45 protein-coding genes and 1 pseudogene are annotated in these 20,334 nt (G+C 64.0%); 29 read left to right on the forward strand and 17 right to left on the reverse strand.

Going from position 1 to position 20,334, the window contains the following annotated elements:
- The first annotated feature begins 109 nt into the window (after positions 1-109).
- The 13 genes from BLU62_RS32765 to BLU62_RS02620 all read left to right on the forward strand — a co-directional run bounded on the left by BLU62_RS32765 (position 110) and on the right by BLU62_RS02620 (position 5,326).
- Positions 110-277 (forward strand): hypothetical protein, encoded by a 168-nt coding sequence (locus BLU62_RS32765; protein WP_159441495.1) that lies wholly within the window; start codon positions 110-112, stop codon positions 275-277.
- Complete coding sequence (locus BLU62_RS02580) at positions 274-522, forward strand: hypothetical protein (protein WP_074847845.1); 249 nt, start codon at positions 274-276, stop codon at positions 520-522. The genes BLU62_RS32765 and BLU62_RS02580 overlap by 4 nt, the downstream gene beginning before the upstream one ends.
- The gene (locus BLU62_RS32255; RefSeq protein WP_139179899.1) at positions 519-701 is read left to right on the forward strand and encodes a hypothetical protein; all 183 of its coding nucleotides are present in this window, start codon (positions 519-521) and stop codon (positions 699-701) included. Before BLU62_RS02580 ends, BLU62_RS32255 begins: the two co-directional genes overlap by 4 nt.
- Positions 688-933: a hypothetical protein gene (locus BLU62_RS02585; RefSeq protein ID WP_074847843.1), complete on the forward strand. Its 246-nt coding sequence runs from the start codon at positions 688-690 to the stop codon at positions 931-933. Before BLU62_RS32255 ends, BLU62_RS02585 begins: the two co-directional genes overlap by 14 nt.
- The gene (locus tag BLU62_RS02590; RefSeq protein ID WP_074847841.1) at positions 930-1,646 is read left to right on the forward strand and encodes a DNA-methyltransferase; all 717 of its coding nucleotides are present in this window, start codon (positions 930-932) and stop codon (positions 1,644-1,646) included. Before BLU62_RS02585 ends, BLU62_RS02590 begins: the two co-directional genes overlap by 4 nt.
- Positions 1,643-1,786: a hypothetical protein gene (locus BLU62_RS32770; protein WP_159441525.1), complete on the forward strand. Its 144-nt coding sequence runs from the start codon at positions 1,643-1,645 to the stop codon at positions 1,784-1,786. Before BLU62_RS02590 ends, BLU62_RS32770 begins: the two co-directional genes overlap by 4 nt.
- 230 nt (positions 1,787-2,016) lie before the next feature.
- The gene (locus tag BLU62_RS02595; RefSeq protein ID WP_074847837.1) at positions 2,017-2,454 is read left to right on the forward strand and encodes a hypothetical protein; all 438 of its coding nucleotides are present in this window, start codon (positions 2,017-2,019) and stop codon (positions 2,452-2,454) included.
- Positions 2,451-2,669: a hypothetical protein gene (locus BLU62_RS02600; protein WP_074847835.1), complete on the forward strand. Its 219-nt coding sequence runs from the start codon at positions 2,451-2,453 to the stop codon at positions 2,667-2,669. Before BLU62_RS02595 ends, BLU62_RS02600 begins: the two co-directional genes overlap by 4 nt.
- A complete protein-coding gene (locus BLU62_RS02605) occupies positions 2,669-3,262 on the forward strand; it encodes a metallophosphoesterase family protein (RefSeq protein ID WP_074847833.1) in 594 nt (197 codons plus the stop codon). Before BLU62_RS02600 ends, BLU62_RS02605 begins: the two co-directional genes overlap by 1 nt.
- The gene (locus tag BLU62_RS02610; RefSeq protein ID WP_244277996.1) at positions 3,259-3,801 is read left to right on the forward strand and encodes a DNA N-6-adenine-methyltransferase; all 543 of its coding nucleotides are present in this window, start codon (positions 3,259-3,261) and stop codon (positions 3,799-3,801) included. The genes BLU62_RS02605 and BLU62_RS02610 overlap by 4 nt, the downstream gene beginning before the upstream one ends.
- A 147-nt stretch (positions 3,802-3,948) precedes the next feature.
- Complete coding sequence (locus BLU62_RS32260) at positions 3,949-4,182, forward strand: WhiB family transcriptional regulator (RefSeq protein ID WP_139179962.1); 234 nt, start codon at positions 3,949-3,951, stop codon at positions 4,180-4,182.
- A complete protein-coding gene (locus BLU62_RS33540; RefSeq protein WP_159441526.1) occupies positions 4,179-4,334 on the forward strand; it encodes a WhiB family transcriptional regulator in 156 nt (51 codons plus the stop codon). Before BLU62_RS32260 ends, BLU62_RS33540 begins: the two co-directional genes overlap by 4 nt.
- Positions 4,331-5,326 (forward strand): hypothetical protein, encoded by a 996-nt coding sequence (locus BLU62_RS02620; RefSeq protein WP_099047826.1) that lies wholly within the window; start codon positions 4,331-4,333, stop codon positions 5,324-5,326. Before BLU62_RS33540 ends, BLU62_RS02620 begins: the two co-directional genes overlap by 4 nt.
- Here BLU62_RS02620 and BLU62_RS32265 read toward each other — a convergent pair.
- The 17 genes from BLU62_RS32265 to BLU62_RS02695 all read right to left on the reverse strand — a co-directional run bounded on the left by BLU62_RS32265 (position 5,233) and on the right by BLU62_RS02695 (position 11,848).
- Positions 5,233-6,123: a hypothetical protein gene (locus tag BLU62_RS32265; protein WP_139179963.1), complete on the reverse strand. Its 891-nt coding sequence runs from the start codon at positions 6,121-6,123 to the stop codon at positions 5,233-5,235. The genes BLU62_RS02620 and BLU62_RS32265 overlap by 94 nt on opposite strands.
- Positions 6,120-6,506, reverse strand: a complete 387-nt coding sequence (locus BLU62_RS02630) for a WhiB family transcriptional regulator (RefSeq protein ID WP_244277997.1) — start codon at positions 6,504-6,506, stop codon at positions 6,120-6,122. The genes BLU62_RS32265 and BLU62_RS02630 overlap by 4 nt, the downstream gene beginning before the upstream one ends.
- Before the next feature lie 147 nt (positions 6,507-6,653).
- Entirely contained in the window at positions 6,654-7,196 is a 543-nt protein-coding gene (locus BLU62_RS02635; protein ID WP_244277996.1) for a DNA N-6-adenine-methyltransferase, read from the reverse strand.
- The gene (locus BLU62_RS02640; protein ID WP_074847833.1) at positions 7,193-7,786 is read right to left on the reverse strand and encodes a metallophosphoesterase family protein; all 594 of its coding nucleotides are present in this window, start codon (positions 7,784-7,786) and stop codon (positions 7,193-7,195) included. Before BLU62_RS02640 ends, BLU62_RS02635 begins: the two co-directional genes overlap by 4 nt.
- Positions 7,786-8,004, reverse strand: a complete 219-nt coding sequence (locus BLU62_RS02645; RefSeq protein ID WP_074847835.1) for a hypothetical protein — start codon at positions 8,002-8,004, stop codon at positions 7,786-7,788. The genes BLU62_RS02640 and BLU62_RS02645 overlap by 1 nt, the downstream gene beginning before the upstream one ends.
- Positions 8,001-8,438 carry a hypothetical protein gene (locus tag BLU62_RS02650; RefSeq protein WP_074847837.1) on the reverse strand — a complete coding sequence of 146 codons (438 nt, stop codon included), beginning with the start codon at positions 8,436-8,438 and terminating at the stop codon, positions 8,001-8,003. Before BLU62_RS02650 ends, BLU62_RS02645 begins: the two co-directional genes overlap by 4 nt.
- Positions 8,439-8,604: 166 nt before the next feature.
- The gene (locus tag BLU62_RS02655) at positions 8,605-8,814 is read right to left on the reverse strand and encodes a hypothetical protein (protein WP_074847839.1); all 210 of its coding nucleotides are present in this window, start codon (positions 8,812-8,814) and stop codon (positions 8,605-8,607) included.
- Positions 8,811-9,527 (reverse strand): DNA-methyltransferase, encoded by a 717-nt coding sequence (locus tag BLU62_RS02660; protein ID WP_074847841.1) that lies wholly within the window; start codon positions 9,525-9,527, stop codon positions 8,811-8,813. Before BLU62_RS02660 ends, BLU62_RS02655 begins: the two co-directional genes overlap by 4 nt.
- Positions 9,524-9,769 (reverse strand): hypothetical protein, encoded by a 246-nt coding sequence (locus BLU62_RS02665; RefSeq protein ID WP_074847843.1) that lies wholly within the window; start codon positions 9,767-9,769, stop codon positions 9,524-9,526. The genes BLU62_RS02660 and BLU62_RS02665 overlap by 4 nt, the downstream gene beginning before the upstream one ends.
- Positions 9,756-9,938 (reverse strand): hypothetical protein, encoded by a 183-nt coding sequence (locus BLU62_RS32270; protein ID WP_139179899.1) that lies wholly within the window; start codon positions 9,936-9,938, stop codon positions 9,756-9,758. Before BLU62_RS32270 ends, BLU62_RS02665 begins: the two co-directional genes overlap by 14 nt.
- Complete coding sequence (locus BLU62_RS02670) at positions 9,935-10,183, reverse strand: hypothetical protein (RefSeq protein WP_074847845.1); 249 nt, start codon at positions 10,181-10,183, stop codon at positions 9,935-9,937. The genes BLU62_RS32270 and BLU62_RS02670 overlap by 4 nt, the downstream gene beginning before the upstream one ends.
- Positions 10,180-10,347: a hypothetical protein gene (locus tag BLU62_RS32775; RefSeq protein WP_159441495.1), complete on the reverse strand. Its 168-nt coding sequence runs from the start codon at positions 10,345-10,347 to the stop codon at positions 10,180-10,182. Before BLU62_RS32775 ends, BLU62_RS02670 begins: the two co-directional genes overlap by 4 nt.
- The gene (locus BLU62_RS02675; protein WP_074847852.1) at positions 10,344-10,565 is read right to left on the reverse strand and encodes a helix-turn-helix domain-containing protein; all 222 of its coding nucleotides are present in this window, start codon (positions 10,563-10,565) and stop codon (positions 10,344-10,346) included. The genes BLU62_RS32775 and BLU62_RS02675 overlap by 4 nt, the downstream gene beginning before the upstream one ends.
- Positions 10,562-10,792, reverse strand: coding sequence for a hypothetical protein (locus BLU62_RS02680; RefSeq protein ID WP_074847850.1), 231 nt, complete (start codon positions 10,790-10,792; stop codon positions 10,562-10,564). Before BLU62_RS02680 ends, BLU62_RS02675 begins: the two co-directional genes overlap by 4 nt.
- Complete coding sequence (locus BLU62_RS02685) at positions 10,789-11,016, reverse strand: hypothetical protein (RefSeq protein ID WP_074847847.1); 228 nt, start codon at positions 11,014-11,016, stop codon at positions 10,789-10,791. The genes BLU62_RS02680 and BLU62_RS02685 overlap by 4 nt, the downstream gene beginning before the upstream one ends.
- Entirely contained in the window at positions 11,013-11,558 is a 546-nt protein-coding gene (locus BLU62_RS02690; protein WP_425284521.1) for a DUF7304 family protein, read from the reverse strand. Before BLU62_RS02690 ends, BLU62_RS02685 begins: the two co-directional genes overlap by 4 nt.
- Positions 11,522-11,848 (reverse strand): hypothetical protein, encoded by a 327-nt coding sequence (locus tag BLU62_RS02695; protein ID WP_074848269.1) that lies wholly within the window; start codon positions 11,846-11,848, stop codon positions 11,522-11,524. The genes BLU62_RS02690 and BLU62_RS02695 overlap by 37 nt, the downstream gene beginning before the upstream one ends.
- Before the next feature lie 395 nt (positions 11,849-12,243).
- On the opposite strand from BLU62_RS02695, the gene BLU62_RS34770 reads away from it, so the two are divergent.
- The 16 genes and pseudogenes from BLU62_RS34770 (at position 12,244) to BLU62_RS02755 (ending at position 19,467) form a co-directional block, all read left to right on the forward strand.
- Positions 12,244-12,819: a DUF7304 family protein gene (locus BLU62_RS34770; protein WP_425284528.1), complete on the forward strand. Its 576-nt coding sequence runs from the start codon at positions 12,244-12,246 to the stop codon at positions 12,817-12,819.
- Positions 12,785-13,012 (forward strand): hypothetical protein, encoded by a 228-nt coding sequence (locus BLU62_RS02705; RefSeq protein ID WP_074847847.1) that lies wholly within the window; start codon positions 12,785-12,787, stop codon positions 13,010-13,012. Before BLU62_RS34770 ends, BLU62_RS02705 begins: the two co-directional genes overlap by 35 nt.
- A complete protein-coding gene (locus tag BLU62_RS02710) occupies positions 13,009-13,239 on the forward strand; it encodes a hypothetical protein (protein ID WP_074847850.1) in 231 nt (76 codons plus the stop codon). The genes BLU62_RS02705 and BLU62_RS02710 overlap by 4 nt, the downstream gene beginning before the upstream one ends.
- Positions 13,236-13,457 (forward strand): helix-turn-helix domain-containing protein, encoded by a 222-nt coding sequence (locus BLU62_RS02715; protein WP_074847852.1) that lies wholly within the window; start codon positions 13,236-13,238, stop codon positions 13,455-13,457. The genes BLU62_RS02710 and BLU62_RS02715 overlap by 4 nt, the downstream gene beginning before the upstream one ends.
- Positions 13,454-13,621 (forward strand): hypothetical protein, encoded by a 168-nt coding sequence (locus BLU62_RS32780; RefSeq protein ID WP_159441495.1) that lies wholly within the window; start codon positions 13,454-13,456, stop codon positions 13,619-13,621. Before BLU62_RS02715 ends, BLU62_RS32780 begins: the two co-directional genes overlap by 4 nt.
- Positions 13,618-13,866 carry a hypothetical protein gene (locus BLU62_RS02720; protein WP_074847845.1) on the forward strand — a complete coding sequence of 83 codons (249 nt, stop codon included), beginning with the start codon at positions 13,618-13,620 and terminating at the stop codon, positions 13,864-13,866. Before BLU62_RS32780 ends, BLU62_RS02720 begins: the two co-directional genes overlap by 4 nt.
- Positions 13,863-14,045 carry a hypothetical protein gene (locus tag BLU62_RS32275; RefSeq protein ID WP_139179899.1) on the forward strand — a complete coding sequence of 61 codons (183 nt, stop codon included), beginning with the start codon at positions 13,863-13,865 and terminating at the stop codon, positions 14,043-14,045. Before BLU62_RS02720 ends, BLU62_RS32275 begins: the two co-directional genes overlap by 4 nt.
- Positions 14,032-14,277, forward strand: coding sequence for a hypothetical protein (locus BLU62_RS02725; RefSeq protein ID WP_074847843.1), 246 nt, complete (start codon positions 14,032-14,034; stop codon positions 14,275-14,277). Before BLU62_RS32275 ends, BLU62_RS02725 begins: the two co-directional genes overlap by 14 nt.
- Positions 14,274-15,131 (forward strand): DNA-methyltransferase, encoded by an 858-nt coding sequence (locus BLU62_RS02730; RefSeq protein ID WP_074848270.1) that lies wholly within the window; start codon positions 14,274-14,276, stop codon positions 15,129-15,131. The genes BLU62_RS02725 and BLU62_RS02730 overlap by 4 nt, the downstream gene beginning before the upstream one ends.
- 230 nt (positions 15,132-15,361) lie before the next feature.
- Positions 15,362-15,838, forward strand: a complete 477-nt coding sequence (locus tag BLU62_RS02735) for a hypothetical protein (protein ID WP_074848271.1) — start codon at positions 15,362-15,364, stop codon at positions 15,836-15,838.
- A 457-nt stretch (positions 15,839-16,295) separates the two neighbouring features.
- Positions 16,296-16,496 carry a hypothetical protein gene (locus BLU62_RS02740; protein ID WP_139179964.1) on the forward strand — a complete coding sequence of 67 codons (201 nt, stop codon included), beginning with the start codon at positions 16,296-16,298 and terminating at the stop codon, positions 16,494-16,496.
- A gap of 114 nt (positions 16,497-16,610) precedes the next feature.
- On the forward strand, positions 16,611-17,138 hold the full coding sequence (locus BLU62_RS02745) for a DNA N-6-adenine-methyltransferase (RefSeq protein ID WP_074847805.1): 528 nt from the start codon (positions 16,611-16,613) through the stop codon (positions 17,136-17,138).
- Entirely contained in the window at positions 17,135-17,518 is a 384-nt protein-coding gene (locus BLU62_RS32280; protein WP_139179965.1) for a hypothetical protein, read from the forward strand. Before BLU62_RS02745 ends, BLU62_RS32280 begins: the two co-directional genes overlap by 4 nt.
- Positions 17,515-17,559: pseudogene (locus BLU62_RS34775) on the forward strand (hypothetical protein); the annotation flags it as partial. The gene BLU62_RS32280 and the pseudogene BLU62_RS34775, both read left to right, overlap by 4 nt.
- Before the next feature lie 708 nt (positions 17,560-18,267).
- Complete coding sequence (locus BLU62_RS34230) at positions 18,268-18,390, forward strand: hypothetical protein (RefSeq protein ID WP_280141509.1); 123 nt, start codon at positions 18,268-18,270, stop codon at positions 18,388-18,390.
- A 936-nt stretch (positions 18,391-19,326) separates the two neighbouring features.
- A complete protein-coding gene (locus BLU62_RS02755; RefSeq protein WP_084811717.1) occupies positions 19,327-19,467 on the forward strand; it encodes a YegP family protein in 141 nt (46 codons plus the stop codon).
- The last annotated feature ends 867 nt before the right edge of the window (positions 19,468-20,334 follow it).

Here is a 20,334-nt window from a genome sequence, read left to right on the forward strand (position 1 = left end):
TGTTCCGAACCTTGCGTGAGGGGGGCGGCAAGTACTTTATCGACCACGAAGAGTGTGTGCGGTGGCGGAACTCGCTGCCGCAGCCGGCTCCGGGTGAGAGGGCGGCGTCGTGAAGGCCGCGATCTGGGTTCCCGCGTATGCGTGTCTTGTGTTGGGGGTGTGGGCGATCCTCCCACCTCTCGGACCGGAAGAACTGGTGGCGTTCGTGATCGTCGCGGTCCTGTTGCTGATGACGGTGGTCGGGTTCTGCATGCCCACCCAGGAGGTCGACCAGTGAGCGGGGCCGAAACCATCTTCGGGTCCGAGCTGTATGGCGCGATCGTGCAGCAGCAGATCGCCGACGCACAACACACCCAGAACCAGCTCGACAAGTACTACCAGCGCAAGGAGGCGCAACTCCTCTGGCTGCGTGCAGAGATAGCGCACTACGCAGCCAAGCAGGACTCGAAGTCGGTCGAGTACGCGCTGCTTTCAATCCTCCAGCGCTCCTACGACATCGAAGACGAGGGGGTCGACCAGTGAGCAGCGGTGCAGTGGAAGCCCGCTATGCCGGCTGGTGCCCCAAATGCCGCACCGACTACCCCGTAGGCACATTGATCGGCTACGTCCGCGAATACCTGGTGTTCCCGGATGGGCGGGCGGGGAAGAACGTGACGGTGTGTGAGCCGTGCGCGGTGGAGGTGACCCGTGAGCGTCGTTGACATGCAGGCGTTTCGGACGGCACGCGACATCGTGGAGGTGGAAGCCGACCTCGCTTCCGAGGCATTCACGCACGGCTTCATGTCCTCGATGCAGGTTTCGGCTGCCGGGTGTAGCGCGGTCCTCACCGACTTCTACGGGCGTCGGGTGTTGAAGGTGGAGCCGCAATCGTCGCCATGGATCACCCGCGATCACGTGCTGGTGTTCCTCGCAGCGCAGGAGGCCCAGCCATGAGCATCTACTACCAGGACGACCTGGTCACCCTCTACCACGGCGACTGCCGAGAGGTCATGGCAGACATGGCAGATCGGTCGGTCGATGTGGTGATCACGGATCCGCCGTACACCGAACGCACACACGGAATGGCAAAGACGAACAGGGGTGCTGGTCATGGCATAAAGGCCGTCACGTTCGCGGCGATCTCTGACGCTGACCTGCGGGCCGTACTCGCCGAGTGTGGGCGGGTCTCGGCGAGTTGGGTGGTCACGTCGCTTGATTACGCGCACGCTTTCGCCTTCGACCAGGGTCCGCCGGTCGGGTTGCGCTCGCTGCGCATCGGTGTCTGGGTGAAGCCCAACCCGATGCCGCAGATCAGTGCCGACCGTCCCGGGCAAGGCTGGGAAGCGATTTCATTTCTACACCGCGCCGACACCAAACCGGCCTGGAACGGGGGTGGCAAGGCTGGCGTGTGGACGTACCCCGTCGTGCAGAACACCGGTCACCCGACGGCGAAACCGCTGCCAATGGTGGAGGACTGGGTGCGCCTGTTCACGAACGCCTCGGAAACGGTGTTCGACCCGTTCGCCGGTTCGGGCACCACGTTGATTGCTGCGGCGAACGAAAACCGTAAGGCGGTCGGTGTCGAGCTTGAGGAGCGTTACTGCGAGCTGATTGCGAAACGCCTCAGTAATCAGACGATGGCTCTCGACTTCGGGGATGCGTCATGAGTGCCGCGGAGCACCGCCAGATCGACGGTGTCGACATGTGGGTGCAACACCTCCCAGACCTCCACCTGTTTTGGGCGTGGGTGAACGGACGCACCGAGTTCGTCACCTGGCCCGACGCCGACCACCCCAGGCCCCGTTGATCGTGCAGGCCTGGTGGCTGAGCGGCTGTTCGAGTTGGTGGCGAGAGCGAAGGCGGCGGCGTGAGGTTCATGTCGAACCGCACCCATGCTGCCGGCGGGTTCCGGTGGCGCGGCCCCCAATACCCCTACGACCTACCCGGACCTGGAGATGTTCTCCCGGACGACCCGGTCGAGCCGGAAGAACTGTTCCCCAATCCTGCCTACGGGCAACAAGACCCATGGAGACAACAATGACCGAAGACATTAGCCAGGACGAACTGTTCCGGCTCACAGGGCGTGATGTCGTCCTGTGCCCGGAGTGCGGCCACGGCATCGACCCGCACGGCACCGATCCGGGGGGTGCGTGCGGGGTCGGCAAGTGCGAATGCATGATGTCGCCCAACGGCATCGCCTACGCCCTGATCAATCCGGAAGTCACCCCGGCGCAGAAGCACTACGCCGAAGCGGAGAGGATGCTCGCGTTCATCGAGCACGACCGCAACCTCACGACCACCCAGCACTCGGAGGTCGCAGCGCGCGCCCAGGTGCACGCCACCCTCGCGCAGGCCGCTTCACTGCGGGAGGTTCTGGAATCCCGCGCCACCACCCGGTACCACGTCACGGTCCAGGATGAGGGCGAGTTCCGCCGACGCAGCAGCCGTCTCGGATCTTTCGGTGGTGCGCTGTGAACTCTGTGAGACAGCTTCCCAGCAGCGGTTCGTGGTCTGACCGCTACCGCACGATGCTCGACATCGCCGTGTGGTGTGGCGGCATGATCGTCCGCCCCAAACCCCACCAACTCCAGCTACGGGTGGATGGTGTGACTGCCCTTCCGGGGGATTGGATCAAGGCTGACGGCAACGGGTTCGAGGTCATCCCCTCCAGGGCGGGAGCAGACCTCTGATGCCCGACTACAAAGGCCCCCTCGACTACGTCGATGTCGCGACCCGAATTGTTGAGTTCCGCAACCAGCACCCCACCGGCTCTCTCCAGCAGGTGCGATACGAAGTTCTTGAGGTTGGCGGCAAGAGCTTCCTCGCGTTCACCGCCGCCGCCTACCGCACGCCGGATGATGAGCGTCCCGGTATCGGTACCGCGTGGGAACCCATCCCCGGCCCCACATCTTTCACCCGTGACTCGGAGATGCAGAACGCTGAGACCGCGGCGTGGGGGAGGGCGATCGTCGCAGCGTTGGCGGCGGACACGAAGAAGGGTGTGGCGTCGTCGGAGGAGGTCCGGAACCGTCAGCAGACGCCGGCGCAGCGGGCGCAACGCGAACTGGCTGAGGCTGTGACGGCTGCGGGGATGGTGACGAAGGAGTTCGCCGAGTGGGCGATGACCACCCGCAATGTCGATCTGAAGACTGCCGGGATTGCGGTGCTGGTGCCGCTGACTCGTGAGGTGCAGGAGAAGGGGAAGGCGATCATGTCTGTCCCGGATCATGATGCGGCGCAAACCACCCTGGCCGACGAACTCGGCGCACAGGAGGCGTCGTGAGCGGGCGGGCGATGGGATCGCATCAGTGCGCCACCACCGGGGACGACGTGTGGCTGACACCACCGCACGTCCTCGACGCCCTCGGCCCGTTCGACCTCGACCCGTGCGCCGCACCGGCAGAAGCGAACTGGACGACCGCACGCCACCACTACCGACTACCCGACGACGGACTCACACTGCCGTGGGAAGGGCGCGTGTGGTGCAACCCGCCCTACTCCAATGTGTGGCGGTGGCTCGACCGGCTCGCCAACCACGGCACCGGCACCGCACTGATCTTCGCCCGCACCGAGACCGCCGGATTCCAGGCGCAGGTGTGGCGGCGGGCGACCGCAGTGCTGTTCCTCGAAGGGCGGCTCACCTTCCACCACCGCGATGGATCGAAGGCCGCGGCGAACAGCGGCGCACCGTCCTGCCTCGTCGCATACGGGACAGATGACGCGGGCCGACTGCTCGACAGCGGACTCCCTGGCGCGTTCGTCCATGGCTGGTCGATCACGGCAGTTGACGACCAACCATCCCTCTTCGAGGAGGCGTCATGAGCCGCCCTATTTGCGGGGTGTGTGGTTTCGATCTCGGCTACGGCCACATGGTCCGTATGCGCTGGGGAGACCGCACCGGCGACATCATCCCATGCCCGAATTGCCTGGCCCATCACGACGCTCAAGACATCCTCAGGAGATACACCCATGAGTAACGGCTTCCACATCGAACCCTCCACCACCCGAATGGATCAGGGCAGAAGATCCAACACCCTGGACGAGAAGAAGCAGGCGTTGGGGTCGTCGAACACGTTCCCCGGTGCGAATGTGTTGAACCGCAACCGGAATGTTTCTGATCTGCCGAAACCGCCGGCCTGGCATGAGGGCGCTCCCTGCGCCTCCTCAGACCCGGACGCGTTCTTTCCCTCCATTACGGGGTGACGCAAACCGCTGACGCGAAACGGATCTGCGCCGGCTGTGACCGCCGGGAGGTGTGTTTGCAGTGGGCGTTGGACAACCGTGAACCGCACGGTGTGGTTGGGGGTACGACTCCGCGTGAACGTCAGGCCATGTGGAAGCAGGGGGCGGCATGACCTGCCAATGCGGGAAGCCCGTCAAAGCGCGCGGCATGTGCGAAATGCACTACGCCCAACACCACCGCCGGCAACGCGCCTACGGACGTTGGACTCCCGACCTGGTCGACGCCCAGCCTGTACGCGAGCACATCCTCAAGCTGCGTGACGCAGGAGTGGGGAACAAACGGCTCGAAGAGGAGTTCGGCGTCCCGCACAGCACCATCCAGCATCTGCTGTACGGGCAACGCGGATACGGTCCGAGCAAACAGGTCCGCCAAGCTACCGCCGACCGCATCCTCCAAATCCCTGTTCCGCGTACCGGTGTCGAGTTTGTGCGACAGGACCGCGTCCCCGCCCTGGGCACAACCCGCCGATTGCAGGCGTTGGTGGCGAACGGGTATTCGCAGACGGATCTGATCAGCCGTCTGGGTTGGCCGGAGAATGGCAGCACTTCGGAGTTGTTCCTCGGACAGTCCCGCAACATTGCGGTTCGTCGAGCACGGGATGTGACGTCCTTGTTCGCGCAGTTGCAGATGGTTCCCGGAACTGATCGGAAGGCGCGGCATCGGGCGAAGGCGAAAGGTTGGTTGCCTCCGTTGGCGTGGGATGAGGACCGTATCGATGACCCCACCTATGAGCCGGAAGTGGTGGACAAACCCCGCACTGCCGAAGACCTGTTCTCCGACTTCGAGTATCTGCTGTCGATGGGTGTTGGGGCGGAGGAGGCATCGCGTCGGGTGGGGATGCTGCCGGCGTCGATGAAGCGCCGGTATGAGCGGCATGGGCGGCGTTGTCCGGCAGCGTTGACGTCGGTGGCGTGGCAGCAGATCATGACGGGCTTCTCTGCGGATGTGAAGGCTGCTGCTGCGGTGCGGGCGATGGTCGCTGCGAAGTCCAAACCGACTGGTGTACTTTGTCAAGGATGCGTACATTTCGTTGAATGCAGCTCGCATCGCTTCGTCGCCCGCACCGCAGCAGCAGCCTTCACATCCGCAGAGAAGCCGTCATGACGCCACGCACCGACGTCAACGCTGCCGGACAACGCCGCCCATGCCGCTTTCATCGACGCCGGCAGCATCCCCACCCGACGCGATGCCTCCTCCGCCCCAACACCCATCGACAGCAGATACTCGAAGTCGGAGAACAGGTCTTCGGCAGTGCGGGGTTTGTCCACCACTTCCGGCTCATAGGTGGGGTCATCGATACGGTCCTCATCCCACGCCAACGGAGGCAACCAACCTTTCGCCTTCGCCCGATGCCGCGCCTTCCGATCAGTTCCGGGAACCATCTGCAACTGCGCGAACAAGGACGTCACATCCCGTGCTCGACGAACCGCAATGTTGCGGGACTGTCCGAGGAACAACTCCGAAGTGCTGCCATTCTCCGGCCAACCCAGACGGCTGATCAGATCCGTCTGCGAATACCCGTTCGCCACCAACGCCTGCAATCGGCGGGTTGTGCCCAGGGCGGGGACGCGGTCCTGTCGCACAAACTCGACACCGGTACGCGGAACAGGGATTTGGAGGATGCGGTCGGCGGTAGCTTGGCGGACCTGTTTGCTCGGACCGTATCCGCGTTGCCCGTACAGCAGATGCTGGATGGTGCTGTGCGGGACGCCGAACTCCTCTTCGAGCCGTTTGTTCCCCACTCCTGCGTCACGCAGCTTGAGGATGTGCTCGCGTACAGGCTGGGCGTCGACCAGGTCGGGAGTCCAACGTCCGTAGGCGCGTTGCCGGCGGTGGTGTTGGGCGTAGTGCATTTCGCACATGCCGCGCGCTTTGACGGGCTTCCCGCATTGGCAGGTCATGCCGCCCCCTGCTTCCACATGGCCTGACGTTCACGCGGAGTCGTACCCCCAACCACACCGTGCGGTTCACGGTTGTCCAACGCCCACTGCAAACACACCTCCCGGCGGTCACAGCCGGCGCAGATCCGTTTCGCGTCAGCGGTTTGCGTCACCCCGTAATGGGAGGGAAAGAACGCGTCCGGGTCTGAGGAGGCGCAGGGAGCGCCCTCATGCCAGGCCGGCGGTTTCGGCAGATCAGAAACATTCCGGTTGCGGTTCAACACATTCGCACCGGGGAACGTGTTCGACGACCCCAACGCCTGCTTCTTCTCGTCCAGGGTGTTGGATCTTCTGCCCTGATCCATTCGGGTGGTGGAGGGTTCGATGTGGAAGCCGTTACTCATGGGTGTATCTCCTGAGGATGTCTTGAGCGTCGTGATGGGCCAGGCAATTCGGGCATGGGATGATGTCGCCGGTGCGGTCTCCCCAGCGCATACGGACCATGTGGCCGTAGCCGAGATCGAAACCACACACCCCGCAAATAGGGCGGCTCATGACGCCTCCTCGAAGAGGGATGGTTGGTCGTCAACTGCCGTGATCGACCAGCCATGGACGAACGCGCCAGGGAGTCCGCTGTCGAGCAGTCGGCCCGCGTCATCTGTCCCGTATGCGACGAGGCAGGACGGTGCGCCGCTGTTCGCCGCGGCCTTCGATCCATCGCGGTGGTGGAAGGTGAGCCGCCCTTCGAGGAACAGCACTGCGGTCGCCCGCCGCCACACCTGCGCCTGGAATCCGGCGGTCTCGGTGCGGGCGAAGATCAGTGCGGTGCCGGTGCCGTGGTTGGCGAGCCGGTCGAGCCACCGCCACACATTGGAGTAGGGCGGGTTGCACCACACGCGCCCTTCCCACGGCAGTGTGAGTCCGTCGTCGGGTAGTCGGTAGTGGTGGCGTGCGGTCGTCCAGTTCGCTTCTGCCGGTGCGGCGCACGGGTCGAGGTCGAACGGGCCGAGGGCGTCGAGGACGTGCGGTGGTGTCAGCCACACGTCGTCCCCGGTGGTGGCGCACTGATGCGATCCCATCGCCCGCCCGCTCACGACGCCTCCTGTGCGCCGAGTTCGTCGGCCAGGGTGGTTTGCGCCGCATCATGATCCGGGACAGACATGATCGCCTTCCCCTTCTCCTGCACCTCACGAGTCAGCGGCACCAGCACCGCAATCCCGGCAGTCTTCAGATCGACATTGCGGGTGGTCATCGCCCACTCGGCGAACTCCTTCGTCACCATCCCCGCAGCCGTCACAGCCTCAGCCAGTTCGCGTTGCGCCCGCTGCGCCGGCGTCTGCTGACGGTTCCGGACCTCCTCCGACGACGCCACACCCTTCTTCGTGTCCGCCGCCAACGCTGCGACGATCGCCCTCCCCCACGCCGCGGTCTCAGCGTTCTGCATCTCCGAGTCACGGGTGAAAGATGTGGGGCCGGGGATGGGTTCCCACGCGGTACCGATACCGGGACGCTCATCATCCGGCGTGCGGTAGGCGGCGGCGGTGAACGCGAGGAAGCTCTTGCCGCCAACCTCAAGAACTTCGTATCGCACCTGCTGGAGAGAGCCGGTGGGGTGCTGGTTGCGGAACTCAACAATTCGGGTCGCGACATCGACGTAGTCGAGGGGGCCTTTGTAGTCGGGCATCAGAGGTCTGCTCCCGCCCTGGAGGGGATGACCTCGAACCCGTTGCCGTCAGCCTTGATCCAATCCCCCGGAAGGGCAGTCACACCATCCACCCGTAGCTGGAGTTGGTGGGGTTTGGGGCGGACGATCATGCCGCCACACCACACGGCGATGTCGAGCATCGTGCGGTAGCGGTCAGACCACGAACCGCTGCTGGGAAGCTGTCTCACAGAGTTCACAGCGCACCACCGAAAGATCCGAGACGGCTGCTGCGTCGGCGGAACTCGCCCTCATCCTGGACCGTGACGTGGTACCGGGTGGTGGCGCGGGATTCCAGAACCTCCCGCAGTGAAGCGGCCTGCGCGAGGGTGGCGTGCACCTGGGCGCGCGCTGCGACCTCCGAGTGCTGGGTGGTCGTGAGGTTGCGGTCGTGCTCGATGAACGCGAGCATCCTCTCCGCTTCGGCGTAGTGCTTCTGCGCCGGGGTGACTTCCGGATTGATCAGGGCGTAGGCGATGCCGTTGGGCGACATCATGCATTCGCACTTGCCGACCCCGCACGCACCCCCCGGATCGGTGCCGTGCGGGTCGATGCCGTGGCCGCACTCCGGGCACAGGACGACATCACGCCCTGTGAGCCGGAACAGTTCGTCCTGGCTAATGTCTTCGGTCATTGTTGTCTCCATGGGTCTTGTTGCCCGTAGGCAGGATTGGGGAACAGTTCTTCCGGCTCGACCGGGTCGTCCGGGAGAACATCTCCAGGTCCGGGTAGGTCGTAGGGGTATTGGGGGCCGCGCCACCGGAACCCGCCGGCAGCATGGGTGCGGTTCGACATGAACCTCACGCCGCCGCCTTCGCTCTCGCCACCAACTCGAACAGCCGCTCAGCCACCAGGCCTGCACGATCAACGGGGGCCTGGGGGTGGTCGGCGTCGGGCCAGGTGACGAACTCGGTGCGTCCGTTCACCCACGCCCAAAACAGGTGGAGGTCTGGGAGGTGTTGCACCCACATGTCGACACCGTCGATCTGGCGGTGCTCCGCGGCACTCATGACGCATCCCCGAAGTCGAGAGCCATCGTCTGATTACTGAGGCGTTTCGCAATCAGCTCGCAGTAACGCTCCTCAAGCTCGACACCGACCGCCTTACGGTTTTCGTTCGCCGCAGCAATCAACGTGGTGCCCGAACCGGCGAACGGGTCGAACACCGTTTCCGAGGCGTTCGTGAACAGGCGCACCCAGTCCTCCACCATTGGCAGCGGTTTCGCCGTCGGGTGACCGGTGTTCTGCACGACGGGGTACGTCCACACGCCAGCCTTGCCACCCCCGTTCCAGGCCGGTTTGGTGTCGGCGCGGTGTAGAAATGAAATCGCTTCCCAGCCTTGCCCGGGACGGTCGGCACTGATCTGCGGCATCGGGTTGGGCTTCACCCAGACACCGATGCGCAGCGAGCGCAACCCGACCGGCGGACCCTGGTCGAAGGCGAAAGCGTGCGCGTAATCAAGCGACGTGACCACCCAACTCGCCGAGACCCGCCCACACTCGGCGAGTACGGCCCGCAGGTCAGCGTCAGAGATCGCCGCGAACGTGACGGCCTTTATGCCATGACCAGCACCCCTGTTCGTCTTTGCCATTCCGTGTGTGCGTTCGGTGTACGGCGGATCCGTGATCACCACATCGACCGACCGATCTGCCATGTCTGCCATGACCTCTCGGCAGTCGCCGTGGTAGAGGGTGACCAGGTCGTCCTGGTAGTAGATGCTCATGGCTGGGCCTCCTGCGCTGCGAGGAACACCAGCACGTGATCGCGGGTGATCCATGGCGACGATTGCGGCTCCACCTTCAACACCCGACGCCCGTAGAAGTCGGTGAGGACCGCGCTACACCCGGCAGCCGAAACCTGCATCGAGGACATGAAGCCGTGCGTGAATGCCTCGGAAGCGAGGTCGGCTTCCACCTCCACGATGTCGCGTGCCGTCCGAAACGCCTGCATGTCAACGACGCTCACGGGTCACCTCCACCGCGCACGGCTCACACACCGTCACGTTCTTCCCCGCCCGCCCATCCGGGAACACCAGGTATTCGCGGACGTAGCCGATCAATGTGCCTACGGGGTAGTCGGTGCGGCATTTGGGGCACCAGCCGGCATAGCGGGCTTCCACTGCACCGCTGCTCACTGGTCGACCCCCTCGTCTTCGATGTCGTAGGAGCGCTGGAGGATTGAAAGCAGCGCGTACTCGACCGACTTCGAGTCCTGCTTGGCTGCGTAGTGCGCTATCTCTGCACGCAGCCAGAGGAGTTGCGCCTCCTTGCGCTGGTAGTACTTGTCGAGCTGGTTCTGGGTGTGTTGTGCGTCGGCGATCTGCTGCTGCACGATCGCGCCATACAGCTCGGACCCGAAGATGGTTTCGGCCCCGCTCACTGGTCGACCTCCTGGGTGGGCATGCAGAACCCGACCACCGTCATCAGCAACAGGACCGCGACGATCACGAACGCCACCAGTTCTTCCGGTCCGAGAGGTGGGAGGATCGCCCACACCCCCAACACAAGACACGCATACGCGGGAACCCAGATCGCGGCCTTCACGACGCCGCCCTCTCACCCGGAGCCGGCTGCGGCAGCGAGTTCCGCCACCGCACACACTCTTCGTGGTCGATAAAGTACTTGCCGCCCCCCTCACGCAAGGTTCGGAACAGGATTCGCCCCTCGACATACTCGCGGCGAAGGGTCTTCTCGGAGACTCCCAGGATTTGGGCGGCCTCCTTCAGGGTGTACTGAAGGGGCTGAAGGTTTCTGTCGTTCATGACGCCTCCAAGGTTCTGGTGGGGATGGGGGTTCGCTTGAGCAGGGTGAGCAGCGCATCGATGTGCTGCCACAGTTGCGGGCGGGTGAGTTCGATGGCGTCGTCCTCACCCGGCGGAAAGATCACGAAGACGGGTTCCCCTGTGGCGGGAATGGTCGTGACGTGATGGGTACCCGTCAAGCCGTCGATGGGGATGGGCGGAACCTCATGCAGCGGAAGATCACTCATGCCGCACCGCCGATGATGCGTTGCAGGACGATCCGCCCCGACGGAGTCAGATCACCGTGGGCCACCAGATCATTGAGGGCAGTGCGCAGCCGACTCGACTTGAGTGCTTCGCGTGCGGCCAACACCATCCAGTACTCCGGCGACTCCTCCGGGTCGAACGGGCGTAGCGGAGACGACTGCTCCCACGCCTTACGCGCAGCCTCCACAGCAGGATCGGTGCTCATGCCGCACCGCCGATACGGTCCAGGTGGGAATCGTCCGGCCCAGGCCACACAATCCGCGACGACCGCTCCACAACCGCTGTCGCACCATACGATTCGATGAGCTTGGCCCTAGACTTCGCGGAGGACAACGACTTGTACTCGCGCTTAGTGGACGGCCAGTGGAAGCGTCGACTCCCGAACTGCGCGATATACCCCGGATCGGGGTCCCACCCCTCGGGTTCCCAGTCAGGGTTGGGGTACCCGAACTCCTCACCGGTGTCGTCGGTGTAGAAGGTCAGTGCCCCTTCGGGATAGCTCGTGATCGCAACTCGGTAGAGGTAGTAGCCGCCGCTGGGCTCACGCCAGTCCGGATCGGCCTCCTGCATTGCTCTGTACACGTCGCGTAGCTCGGCGAGCGTGAGAACCACTTCACCCCGGCCGGACGGGGACTCAACCGACAGGTACGCCAGGTCGAGGCCGCTCACCTCACCGAGCGATACGTGGACCTTCCTGTTTTCATCTGCTACTACAGGGACTGGATCTGCGTAGTGCGAGAAGGACATGAGTCAGACCGCCTCGGGAAGGACTCGCGCGTCCAGGCCCCGCCTCTGGGCATCTGCAGCTTGGACGTGTTCCCACCACGGCGCCAGTGGTTCCAGGCCATCACGAAGTAACCAATGAGATCACGGTCGCTGACGTTGACTTTGCCTTCGCGGATACGATCGAGTCGGTCACGCAGGGCGAGAATGGGATTGCCGGACTGGAGCCCGGCGCCTGAGTAGAGTCCTTCGCTGAACTCGCGAGCCGCTTCGCCGTCGATCAGTCGGAACTGCAGCAGCACTGCAAGGGTCACGCTGGGTCGGCACTTGACGCGCCGGAGACGCTGACTGGCAAGGTCCTGAAGGATGGCAGTCGTCGACCGGGTGCGTCGGGCGGCGACCAGGCGACTGACCTCTGCGGAGTGCGATGCTTGCAGTTCGCGACTGACTGATCGACGGCGAAGCGGCTCGCGAGTTCAGCGAAGGACTCTACTCAGGCGCCGGGCTCCAGTCCGGCAATCCCATTCTCGCCCTGCGTGACCGACTCGATCGTATCCGCGAAGGCAAAGTCAACGTCAGCGACCGTGATCTCATTGGTTACTTCGTGATGGCCTGGAACCACTGGCGCCGTGGTGGGAACACGTCCAAGCTGCAGATGCCCAGAGGCGGGGCCTGGACGCGCGAGTCCTTCCCCGAGGCGGTCTGACTCATGTCCTTCTCGCACTACGCAGATCCAGTCCCTGTAGTAGCAGATGAAAACAGGAAGGTCCACGTATCGCTCGGTGAGGTGAGCGGCCTCGACCTGGCGTACCTGTCGGTTGAGTCCCCGTCCGGCCGGGGTGAAGTGGTTCTCACGCTCGCCGAGCTACGCGACGTGTACAGAGCAATGCAGGAGGCCGATCCGGACTGGCGTGAGCCCAGCGGCGGCTACTACCTCTACCGAGTTGCGATCACGAGCTATCCCGAAGGGGCACTGACCTTCTACACCGACGACACCGGTGAGGAGTTCGGGTACCCCAACCCTGACTGGGAACCCGAGGGGTGGGACCCGATCCGGGGTATATCGCGCAGTTCGGGAGTCGACGCTTCCACTGGCCGTCCACTAAGCGCGAGTACAAGTCGTTGTCCTCCGCGAAGTCTAGGGCCAAGCTCATCGAATCGTATGGTGCGACAGCGGTTGTGGAGCGGTCGTCGCGGATTGTGTGGCCTGGGCCGGACGATTCCCACCTGGACCGTATCGGCGGTGCGGCATGAGCACCGATCCTGCTGTGGAGGCTGCGCGTAAGGCGTGGGAGCAGTCGTCTCCGCTACGCCCGTTCGACCCGGAGGAGTCGCCGGAGTACTGGATGGTGTTGGCCGCACGCGAAGCACTCAAGTCGAGTCGGCTGCGCACTGCCCTCAATGATCTGGTGGCCCACGGTGATCTGACTCCGTCGGGGCGGATCGTCCTGCAACGCATCATCGGCGGTGCGGCATGAGTGATCTTCCGCTGCATGAGGTTCCGCCCATCCCCATCGACGGCTTGACGGGTACCCATCACGTCACGACCATTCCCGCCACAGGGGAACCCGTCTTCGTGATCTTTCCGCCGGGTGAGGACGACGCCATCGAACTCACCCGCCCGCAACTGTGGCAGCACATCGATGCGCTGCTCACCCTGCTCAAGCGAACCCCCATCCCCACCAGAACCTTGGAGGCGTCATGAACGACAGAAACCTTCAGCCCCTTCAGTACACCCTGAAGGAGGCCGCCCAAATCCTGGGAGTCTCCGAGAAGACCCTTCGCCGCGAGTATGTCGAGGGGCGAATCCTGTTCCGAACCTTGCGTGAGGGGGGCGGCAAGTACTTTATCGACCACGAAGAGTGTGTGCGGTGGCGGAACTCGCTGCCGCAGCCGGCTCCGGGTGAGAGGGCGGCGTCGTGAAGGCCGCGATCTGGGTTCCCGCGTATGCGTGTCTTGTGTTGGGGGTGTGGGCGATCCTCCCACCTCTCGGACCGGAAGAACTGGTGGCGTTCGTGATCGTCGCGGTCCTGTTGCTGATGACGGTGGTCGGGTTCTGCATGCCCACCCAGGAGGTCGACCAGTGAGCGGGGCCGAAACCATCTTCGGGTCCGAGCTGTATGGCGCGATCGTGCAGCAGCAGATCGCCGACGCACAACACACCCAGAACCAGCTCGACAAGTACTACCAGCGCAAGGAGGCGCAACTCCTCTGGCTGCGTGCAGAGATAGCGCACTACGCAGCCAAGCAGGACTCGAAGTCGGTCGAGTACGCGCTGCTTTCAATCCTCCAGCGCTCCTACGACATCGAAGACGAGGGGGTCGACCAGTGAGCAGCGGTGCAGTGGAAGCCCGCTATGCCGGCTGGTGCCCCAAATGCCGCACCGACTACCCCGTAGGCACATTGATCGGCTACGTCCGCGAATACCTGGTGTTCCCGGATGGGCGGGCGGGGAAGAACGTGACGGTGTGTGAGCCGTGCGCGGTGGAGGTGACCCGTGAGCGTCGTTGACATGCAGGCGTTTCGGACGGCACGCGACATCGTGGAGGTGGAAGCCGACCTCGCTTCCGAGGCATTCACGCACGGCTTCATGTCCTCGATGCAGGTTTCGGCTGCCGGGTGTAGCGCGGTCCTCACCGACTTCTACGGGCGTCGGGTGTTGAAGGTGGAGCCGCAATCGTCGCCATGGATCACCCGCGATCACGTGCTGGTGTTCCTCGCAGCGCAGGAGGCCCAGCCATGAGCATCTACTACCAGGACGACCTGGTCACCCTCTACCACGGCGACTGCCGAGAGGTCATGGCAGACATGGCAGATCGGTCGGTCGATGTGGTGATCACGGATCCGCCGTACACCGAACGCACACACGGAATGGCAAAGACGAACAGGGGTGCTGGTCATGGCATAAAGGCCGTCACGTTCGCGGCGATCTCTGACGCTGACCTGCGGGCCGTACTCGCCGAGTGTGGGCGGGTCTCGGCGAGTTGGGTGGTCACGTCGCTTGATTACGCGCACGCTTTCGCCTTCGACCAGGGTCCGCCGGTCGGGTTGCGCTCGCTGCGCATCGGTGTCTGGGTGAAGCCCAACCCGATGCCGCAGATCAGTGCCGACCGTCCCGGGCAAGGCTGGGAAGCGATTTCATTTCTACACCGCGCCGACACCAAACCGGCCTGGAACGGGGGTGGCAAGGCTGGCGTGTGGACGTACCCCGTCGTGCAGAACACCGGTCACCCGACGGCGAAACCGCTGCCAATGGTGGAGGACTGGGTGCGCCTGTTCACGAACGCCTCGGAAACGGTGTTCGACCCGTTCGCCGGTTCGGGCACCACGTTGATTGCTGCGGCGAACGAAAACCGTAAGGCGGTCGGTGTCGAGCTTGAGGAGCGTTACTGCGAGCTGATTGCGAAACGCCTCAGTAATCAGACGATGGCTCTCGACTTCGGGATGCGTCATGAGTGCCGCGGAGCACCGCCAGATCGACGGTGTCGACATGTGGGTGCAACACCTCCCAGACCTCCACCTGTTTTGGGCGTGGGTGAACGGACGCACCGAGTTCGTCACCTGGCCCGACGCCGACCACCCCCAGGCCCCCGTTGATCGTGCAGGCCTGGTGGCTGAGCGGCTGTTCGAGTTGGTGGCGAGAGCGAAGGCGGCGGCGTGAGGTTCATGTCGAACCGCACCCATGCTGCCGGCGGGTTCCGGTGGCGCGGCCCCCAATACCCCTACGACCTACCCGGACCTGGAGATGTTCTCCCGGACGACCCGGTCGAGCCGGAAGAACTGTTCCCCAATCCTGCCTACGGGCAACAAGACCCATGGAGACAACAATGACCGAAGACATTAGCCAGGACGAACTGTTCCGGCTCACAGGGCGTGATGTCGTCCTGTGCCCGGAGTGCGGCCACGGCATCGACCCGCACGGCACCGATCCGGGGGGTGCGTGCGGGGTCGGCAAGTGCGAATGCATGATGTCGCCCAACGGCATCGCCTACGCCCTGATCAATCCGGAAGTCACCCCGGCGCAGAAGCACTACGCCGAAGCGGAGAGGATGCTCGCGTTCATCGAGCACGACCGCAACCTCACGACCACCCAGCACTCGGAGGTCGCAGCGCGCGCCCAGGTGCACGCCACCCTCGCGCAGGCCGCTTCACTGCGGGAGGTTCTGGAATCCCGCGCCACCACCCGGTACCACGTCACGGTCCAGGATGAGGCGAGTTCCGCCGACGCAGCAGCCGTCTCGGATCTTTCGGTGGTGCGCTGTGAACTCTGTGAGACAGCTTCCCAGCAGCGGTTCGTGGTCTGACCGCTACCGCACGATGCTCGACATCGCCGTGTGGTGTGGCGGCATGATCGTCCGCCCCAAACCCCACCAACTCCAGCTACGGGTGGATGGTGTGACTGCCCTTCCGGGGATTGGATCAAGGCTGACGGCAACGGGTTCGAGGTCATCCCCTCCAGGGCGGGAGCAGACCTCTGATGCCCGACTACAAAGGCCCCTCGACTACGTCGATGTCGCGACCCGAATTGTTGAGTTCCGCAACCAGCACCCACCGGCTCTCTCCAGCAGGTGCGATACGAAGTTCTTGAGGTTGGCGGCAAGAGCTTCCTCGCGTTCACCGCCGCCGCCTACCGCACGCCGGATGATGAGCGTCCCGGTATCGGTACCGCGTGGGAACCCATCCCGGCCCCACATCTTTCACCCGTGACTCGGAGATGCAGAACGCTGAGACCGCGGCGTGGGGAGGGCGATCGTCGCAGCGTTGGCGGCGGACACGAAGAAGGGTGTGGCGTCGTCGGAGGAGGTCCGGAACCGTCAGCAGACGCCGGCGCAGCGGGCGCAACGCGAACTGGCTGAGGCTGTGACGGCTGCGGGGATGGTGACGAAGGAGTTCGCCGAGTGGGCGATGACCACCCGCAATGTCGATCTGAAGACTGCCGGATTGCGGTGCTGGTGCCGCTGACTCGTGAGGTGCAGGAGAAGGGGAAGGCGATCATGTCTGTCCCGGATCATGATGCGGCGCAAACCACCCTGGCCGACGAACTCGGCGCACAGGAGGCGTCGTGAGCGGGCGGCGATGGGATCGCATCAGTGCGCCACCACCGGGGACGACGTGTGGCTGACACCACCGCACGTCCTCGACGCCCTCGGCCCGTTCGACCTCGACCCGTGCGCCGCACCGGCAGAAGCGAACTGGACGACCGCACGCCACCACTACCGACTACCCGACGACGGACTCACACTGCCGTGGGAAGGGCGCGTGTGGTGCAACCCGCCCTACTCCAATGTGTGGCGGTGGCTCGACCGGCTCGCCAACCACGGCACCGGCACCGCACTGATCTTCGCCCGCACCGAGACCGCCGGATTCCAGGCGCAGGTGTGGCGGCGGGCGACCGCAGTGCTGTTCCTCGAAGGGCGGCTCACCTTCCACCACCGCGATGGATCGAAGGCCGCGGCGAACAGCGGCGCACCGTCCTGCCTCGTCGCATACGGGACAGATGACGCGGGCCGACTGCTCGACAGCGGACTCCCTGGCGCGTTCGTCCATGGCTGGTCGATCACGGCAGTTGACGACCAACCATCCCTCTTCGAGGAGGCGTCATGAGCCGCCCTATTTGCGGGGTGTGTGGTTTCGATCTCGGCTACGGCCACATGGTCCGTATGCGCTGGGAGACCGCACCGGCGACATCATCCCATGCCCGAATTGCCTGGCCCATCACGACGCTCAAGACATCCTCAGGAGATACACCCATGAGTAACGGCTTCCACATCGAACCCTCCACCACCCGAATGGATCAGGGCAGAAGATCCAACACCCTGGACGAGAAGAAGCAGGCGTTGGGGTCGTCGAACACGTTCCCCGGTGCGAATGTGTTGAACCGCAACCGGAATGTTTCTGATCTGCCGAAACCGCCGGCCTGGCATGAGGGCGCTCCTGCGCCTCCTCAGACCCGGACGCGTTCTTTCCCTCCCATTACGGGGTGACGCAAACCGCTGACGCGAAACGGATCTGCGCCGGCTGTGACCGCCGGGAGGTGTGTTTGCAGTGGGCGTTGGACAACCGTGAACCGCACGGTGTGGTTGGGGTACGACTCCGCGTGAACGTCAGGCCATGTGGAAGCAGGGGCGGCATGACCTGCCAATGCGGAAGCCCGTCAAAGCGCGCGGCATGTGCGAAATGCACTACGCCCAACACCACCGCCGGCAACGCGCCTACGGACGTTGGACTCCCGACCTGGTCGACGCCCAGCCTGTACGCGAGCACATCCTCAAGCTGCGTGACGCAGGAGTGGGAACAAACGGCTCGAAGAGGAGTTCGGCGTCCCGCACAGCACCATCCAGCATCTGCTGTACGGCAACGCGGATACGGTCCGAGCAAACAGGTCCGCCAAGCTACCGCCGACCGCATCCTCCAAATCCCTGTTCCGCGTACCGTGTCGAGTTTGTGCGACAGGACGCGTCCCGCCCTGGCACAACCGCCGATTGCAGCGTTGTGGCGAACGGTATTCGCAGACGGATCTGATCAGCCGTCTGGGTTGGCCGGAGAATGGCAGCACTTCGGAGTTGTTCCTCGGACAGTCCCGCAACATTGCGGTTCGTCGAGCACGGGATGTGACGTCCTTGTTCGCGCAGTTGCAGATGGTTCCGGAACTGATCGGAAGGCGCGCATCGGGCGAAGGCGAAAGTTGGTTGCCTCCGTTGGCGTGGATGAGGACCGTATCGATGACCCACCTATGAGCCGGAAGTGGTGGACAAACCCGCACTGCGAAGACCTGTTCTCCGACTTCGAGTATCTGCTGTCGATGGTGTTGGGCGGAGGAGGCATCGCGTCGGGTGGGATGCTGCCGCGTCGATGAAGCGCCGGTATGAGCGCATGGGCGGCGTTGTCCGCAGCGTTGACGTCGGTGGCGTGGCAGCAGAGGAAGACGGCGTCATGACGGGCTTCTCTGCGGATGTGAAGGCTGCTGCTGCGGTGCGGCGATGGGTCGCTGCGAAGTCCAAACCGACTGTGTACCGCACAGGGCAGGACTATCACCACGAGCTAACCGCGCATGGGCGGATCGAAAGACCCACAGATCAACGCCTGTCGAATTGTCTGCTGGTGTGCCGCGGCTGCCATGACTTCATCGGCCGCAATCCGGCGCAGGCGTACGCGAAGGCTGGTTGGTGTCGAAGTTCCGCAGCGTCCAGCGATGTGGCTGTCCTGCTGTCGGCCGGTGGGCGTTGCTCGATGATGCGCGGGGTCGAGGTGTGCGATGCGGTGGCTGAGGTTCCGGAGTCCTACCTCCTGTGGGGGCGATCGAGAGCCGTGCCTGAGTGCGCGGCCAGGCGGGGAGCTTTGCGTACTCCGTTCCCCGCAACAGGTGCAGAGAAGACACGACACATCCCTGCGTGGGAGAACCAAAGGAGACAACGAATGAGCAACAACAAGAAGGCTTTCGACGGCGAGGCGTTCAAGGCGTTGAGTGGTCAAGGTGCAGGCTGTCGCGGAGGCTCGGGTGGCAATGGCGCTACGTCGTGCAGCCTTGGCGTCGCGAGAACTGCTGTGCGTGTGGTGGTGACGAGAACCCGGAAGGGTTACCAGTGGGCGCAGATCGCCGCAACGGCAGGCGGCGCCATCTCCCGAAAACGTATGACACGAAGTCGAATGCGGTTGCGCGCTGCAAGCGTCAGGCCGCTCTGGTGGGTGGGGTGGTGAGGTCAGTGATCGTCTACGAGAACATCCGGAGAAGGTGTCTGAGTATCGCGGCACCATCGAGGTTACGAGGACGAGATCTTGCAGGTCGACCTCGATGCAAGAGCGTGTCGCCAGACATCCCGAGTGGCGTTGGCGGTGTAAGTCCCGCAACGGTCAGATCCTCGCTCAGGGGGAAGGCTATCGGCGTAGGTCGGGGGCTCTCAACGCCATCGACACCCAGTACGCGGCGCGTTGAAGGTTGGTGGCATCAACTACGACGTGGTCCGCGTGGGCAAGAACGCAGATGCTCGTCTGCCCGTGGCGTGTGGTGATCCTCGACCGCACGGAGACATCGACAAGATCGGAGCACTCTACTGATGAGCGAGGACAACCCGTATCCCGCAACCTGCCGGGAAACCCTTTCACCGATAACTACGCGCCATGACGGCTGAGCAGTCCGCATGGTTCGCCATCGCCTACGAGATTCGCACACTCACCATCGCCCTCACGGAGCAGACATACAACCTGAACGCAGTCCTCTCTGTGACGAACTGCGAGATCGCTGGGCTGAACGGCGGGTGTGTCATGACTCGCATCCTTGGTGTGTCCGCTGTACCGGTTTCTTCCCACCGGACCTGTTGATTGGTCGAACGGGCAGACGTTGGTGCGGCCGAAGACTGGAGCAGGCGCAGGCACGCATCGCCGAACTCGAAGTGGCGCTGAGAAGGAAGCGGCTCATCTTCGACCAGGTATGCAACGACCGTGCGCCCTCAATGCTGACGTCAATCGCTTATCCGCTGACCGTCTCGAATCTGAGGCCACGCAGACGATGTGGTGGAGAAGCCGAACAGTTCACAGCGAGCAAGTAGCGACGCCATCATCGAGTGTTGGACCAGAACGCGGTGTCGCTGTGCTGCCTACGGGACACACCTCACGGCACCGTCATCCCGAAGATGTCGGCCATGTCGCCCGATGGTAGTTGCAAAGCTGCGGGGAGTCATGACGATCCCGCGTAGACGCAGCACAGAGGGCGTGTGAACCGCATGGCGTCTCGCACTTCGTCGCCCGGAAGTACGCCCTGCGTGTGCCCGTGAAGCCCTCGCACCACTCCGGAACTGCATCG

The sequence above is a fragment of the Gordonia westfalica genome (assembly GCF_900105725.1).
Classification (GTDB): Bacteria; Actinomycetota; Actinomycetes; order Mycobacteriales; family Mycobacteriaceae; genus Gordonia; species Gordonia westfalica.

Excerpts from the sequence above, each read along its gene's own strand:
- BLU62_RS02715 (WP_074847852.1), top strand. The coding sequence starts at position 13,236 with ATGAACGACAGAAACCTTCAGCCCCTTCAGTACACCCTGAAGGAGGCC.
- BLU62_RS02735 (WP_074848271.1), top strand. The coding sequence starts at position 15,362 with ATGACCGAAGACATTAGCCAGGACGAACTGTTCCGGCTCACAGGGCGT.
- BLU62_RS02605 (WP_074847833.1), top strand. The coding sequence starts at position 2,669 with ATGCCCGACTACAAAGGCCCCCTCGACTACGTCGATGTCGCGACCCGA.
- BLU62_RS02755 (WP_084811717.1), top strand. The coding sequence starts at position 19,327 with ATGCAAGAGCGTGTCGCCAGACATCCCGAGTGGCGTTGGCGGTGTAAG.
- BLU62_RS02640 (WP_074847833.1), bottom strand. The coding sequence starts at position 7,786 with ATGCCCGACTACAAAGGCCCCCTCGACTACGTCGATGTCGCGACCCGA.
- BLU62_RS02685 (WP_074847847.1), bottom strand. The coding sequence starts at position 11,016 with ATGAGCACCGATCCTGCTGTGGAGGCTGCGCGTAAGGCGTGGGAGCAG.
- BLU62_RS02630 (WP_244277997.1), bottom strand. The coding sequence starts at position 6,506 with ATGAGTAACGGCTTCCACATCGAACCCTCCACCACCCGAATGGATCAG.
- BLU62_RS32260 (WP_139179962.1), top strand. The coding sequence starts at position 3,949 with ATGAGTAACGGCTTCCACATCGAACCCTCCACCACCCGAATGGATCAG.
- BLU62_RS02745 (WP_074847805.1), top strand. The coding sequence starts at position 16,611 with ATGGGATCGCATCAGTGCGCCACCACCGGGGACGACGTGTGGCTGACA.
- BLU62_RS02690 (WP_425284521.1), bottom strand. The coding sequence starts at position 11,558 with ATGTCCTTCTCGCACTACGCAGATCCAGTCCCTGTAGTAGCAGATGAA.
- BLU62_RS32770 (WP_159441525.1), top strand. The coding sequence starts at position 1,643 with ATGAGTGCCGCGGAGCACCGCCAGATCGACGGTGTCGACATGTGGGTG.
- BLU62_RS02730 (WP_074848270.1), top strand. The coding sequence starts at position 14,274 with ATGAGCATCTACTACCAGGACGACCTGGTCACCCTCTACCACGGCGAC.
- BLU62_RS02680 (WP_074847850.1), bottom strand. The coding sequence starts at position 10,792 with ATGAGTGATCTTCCGCTGCATGAGGTTCCGCCCATCCCCATCGACGGC.
- BLU62_RS02590 (WP_074847841.1), top strand. The coding sequence starts at position 930 with ATGAGCATCTACTACCAGGACGACCTGGTCACCCTCTACCACGGCGAC.
- BLU62_RS02710 (WP_074847850.1), top strand. The coding sequence starts at position 13,009 with ATGAGTGATCTTCCGCTGCATGAGGTTCCGCCCATCCCCATCGACGGC.
- BLU62_RS02660 (WP_074847841.1), bottom strand. The coding sequence starts at position 9,527 with ATGAGCATCTACTACCAGGACGACCTGGTCACCCTCTACCACGGCGAC.
- BLU62_RS02650 (WP_074847837.1), bottom strand. The coding sequence starts at position 8,438 with ATGACCGAAGACATTAGCCAGGACGAACTGTTCCGGCTCACAGGGCGT.
- BLU62_RS02705 (WP_074847847.1), top strand. The coding sequence starts at position 12,785 with ATGAGCACCGATCCTGCTGTGGAGGCTGCGCGTAAGGCGTGGGAGCAG.
- BLU62_RS02620 (WP_099047826.1), top strand. The coding sequence starts at position 4,331 with ATGACCTGCCAATGCGGGAAGCCCGTCAAAGCGCGCGGCATGTGCGAA.
- BLU62_RS32265 (WP_139179963.1), bottom strand. The coding sequence starts at position 6,123 with ATGACCTGCCAATGCGGGAAGCCCGTCAAAGCGCGCGGCATGTGCGAA.
- BLU62_RS02655 (WP_074847839.1), bottom strand. The coding sequence starts at position 8,814 with ATGAGTGCCGCGGAGCACCGCCAGATCGACGGTGTCGACATGTGGGTG.
- BLU62_RS32280 (WP_139179965.1), top strand. The coding sequence starts at position 17,135 with ATGAGCCGCCCTATTTGCGGGGTGTGTGGTTTCGATCTCGGCTACGGC.
- BLU62_RS34230 (WP_280141509.1), top strand. The coding sequence starts at position 18,268 with ATGAGCCGGAAGTGGTGGACAAACCCGCACTGCGAAGACCTGTTCTCC.
- BLU62_RS34770 (WP_425284528.1), top strand. The coding sequence starts at position 12,244 with ATGTCCTTCTCGCACTACGCAGATCCAGTCCCTGTAGTAGCAGATGAA.
- BLU62_RS02675 (WP_074847852.1), bottom strand. The coding sequence starts at position 10,565 with ATGAACGACAGAAACCTTCAGCCCCTTCAGTACACCCTGAAGGAGGCC.
- BLU62_RS02595 (WP_074847837.1), top strand. The coding sequence starts at position 2,017 with ATGACCGAAGACATTAGCCAGGACGAACTGTTCCGGCTCACAGGGCGT.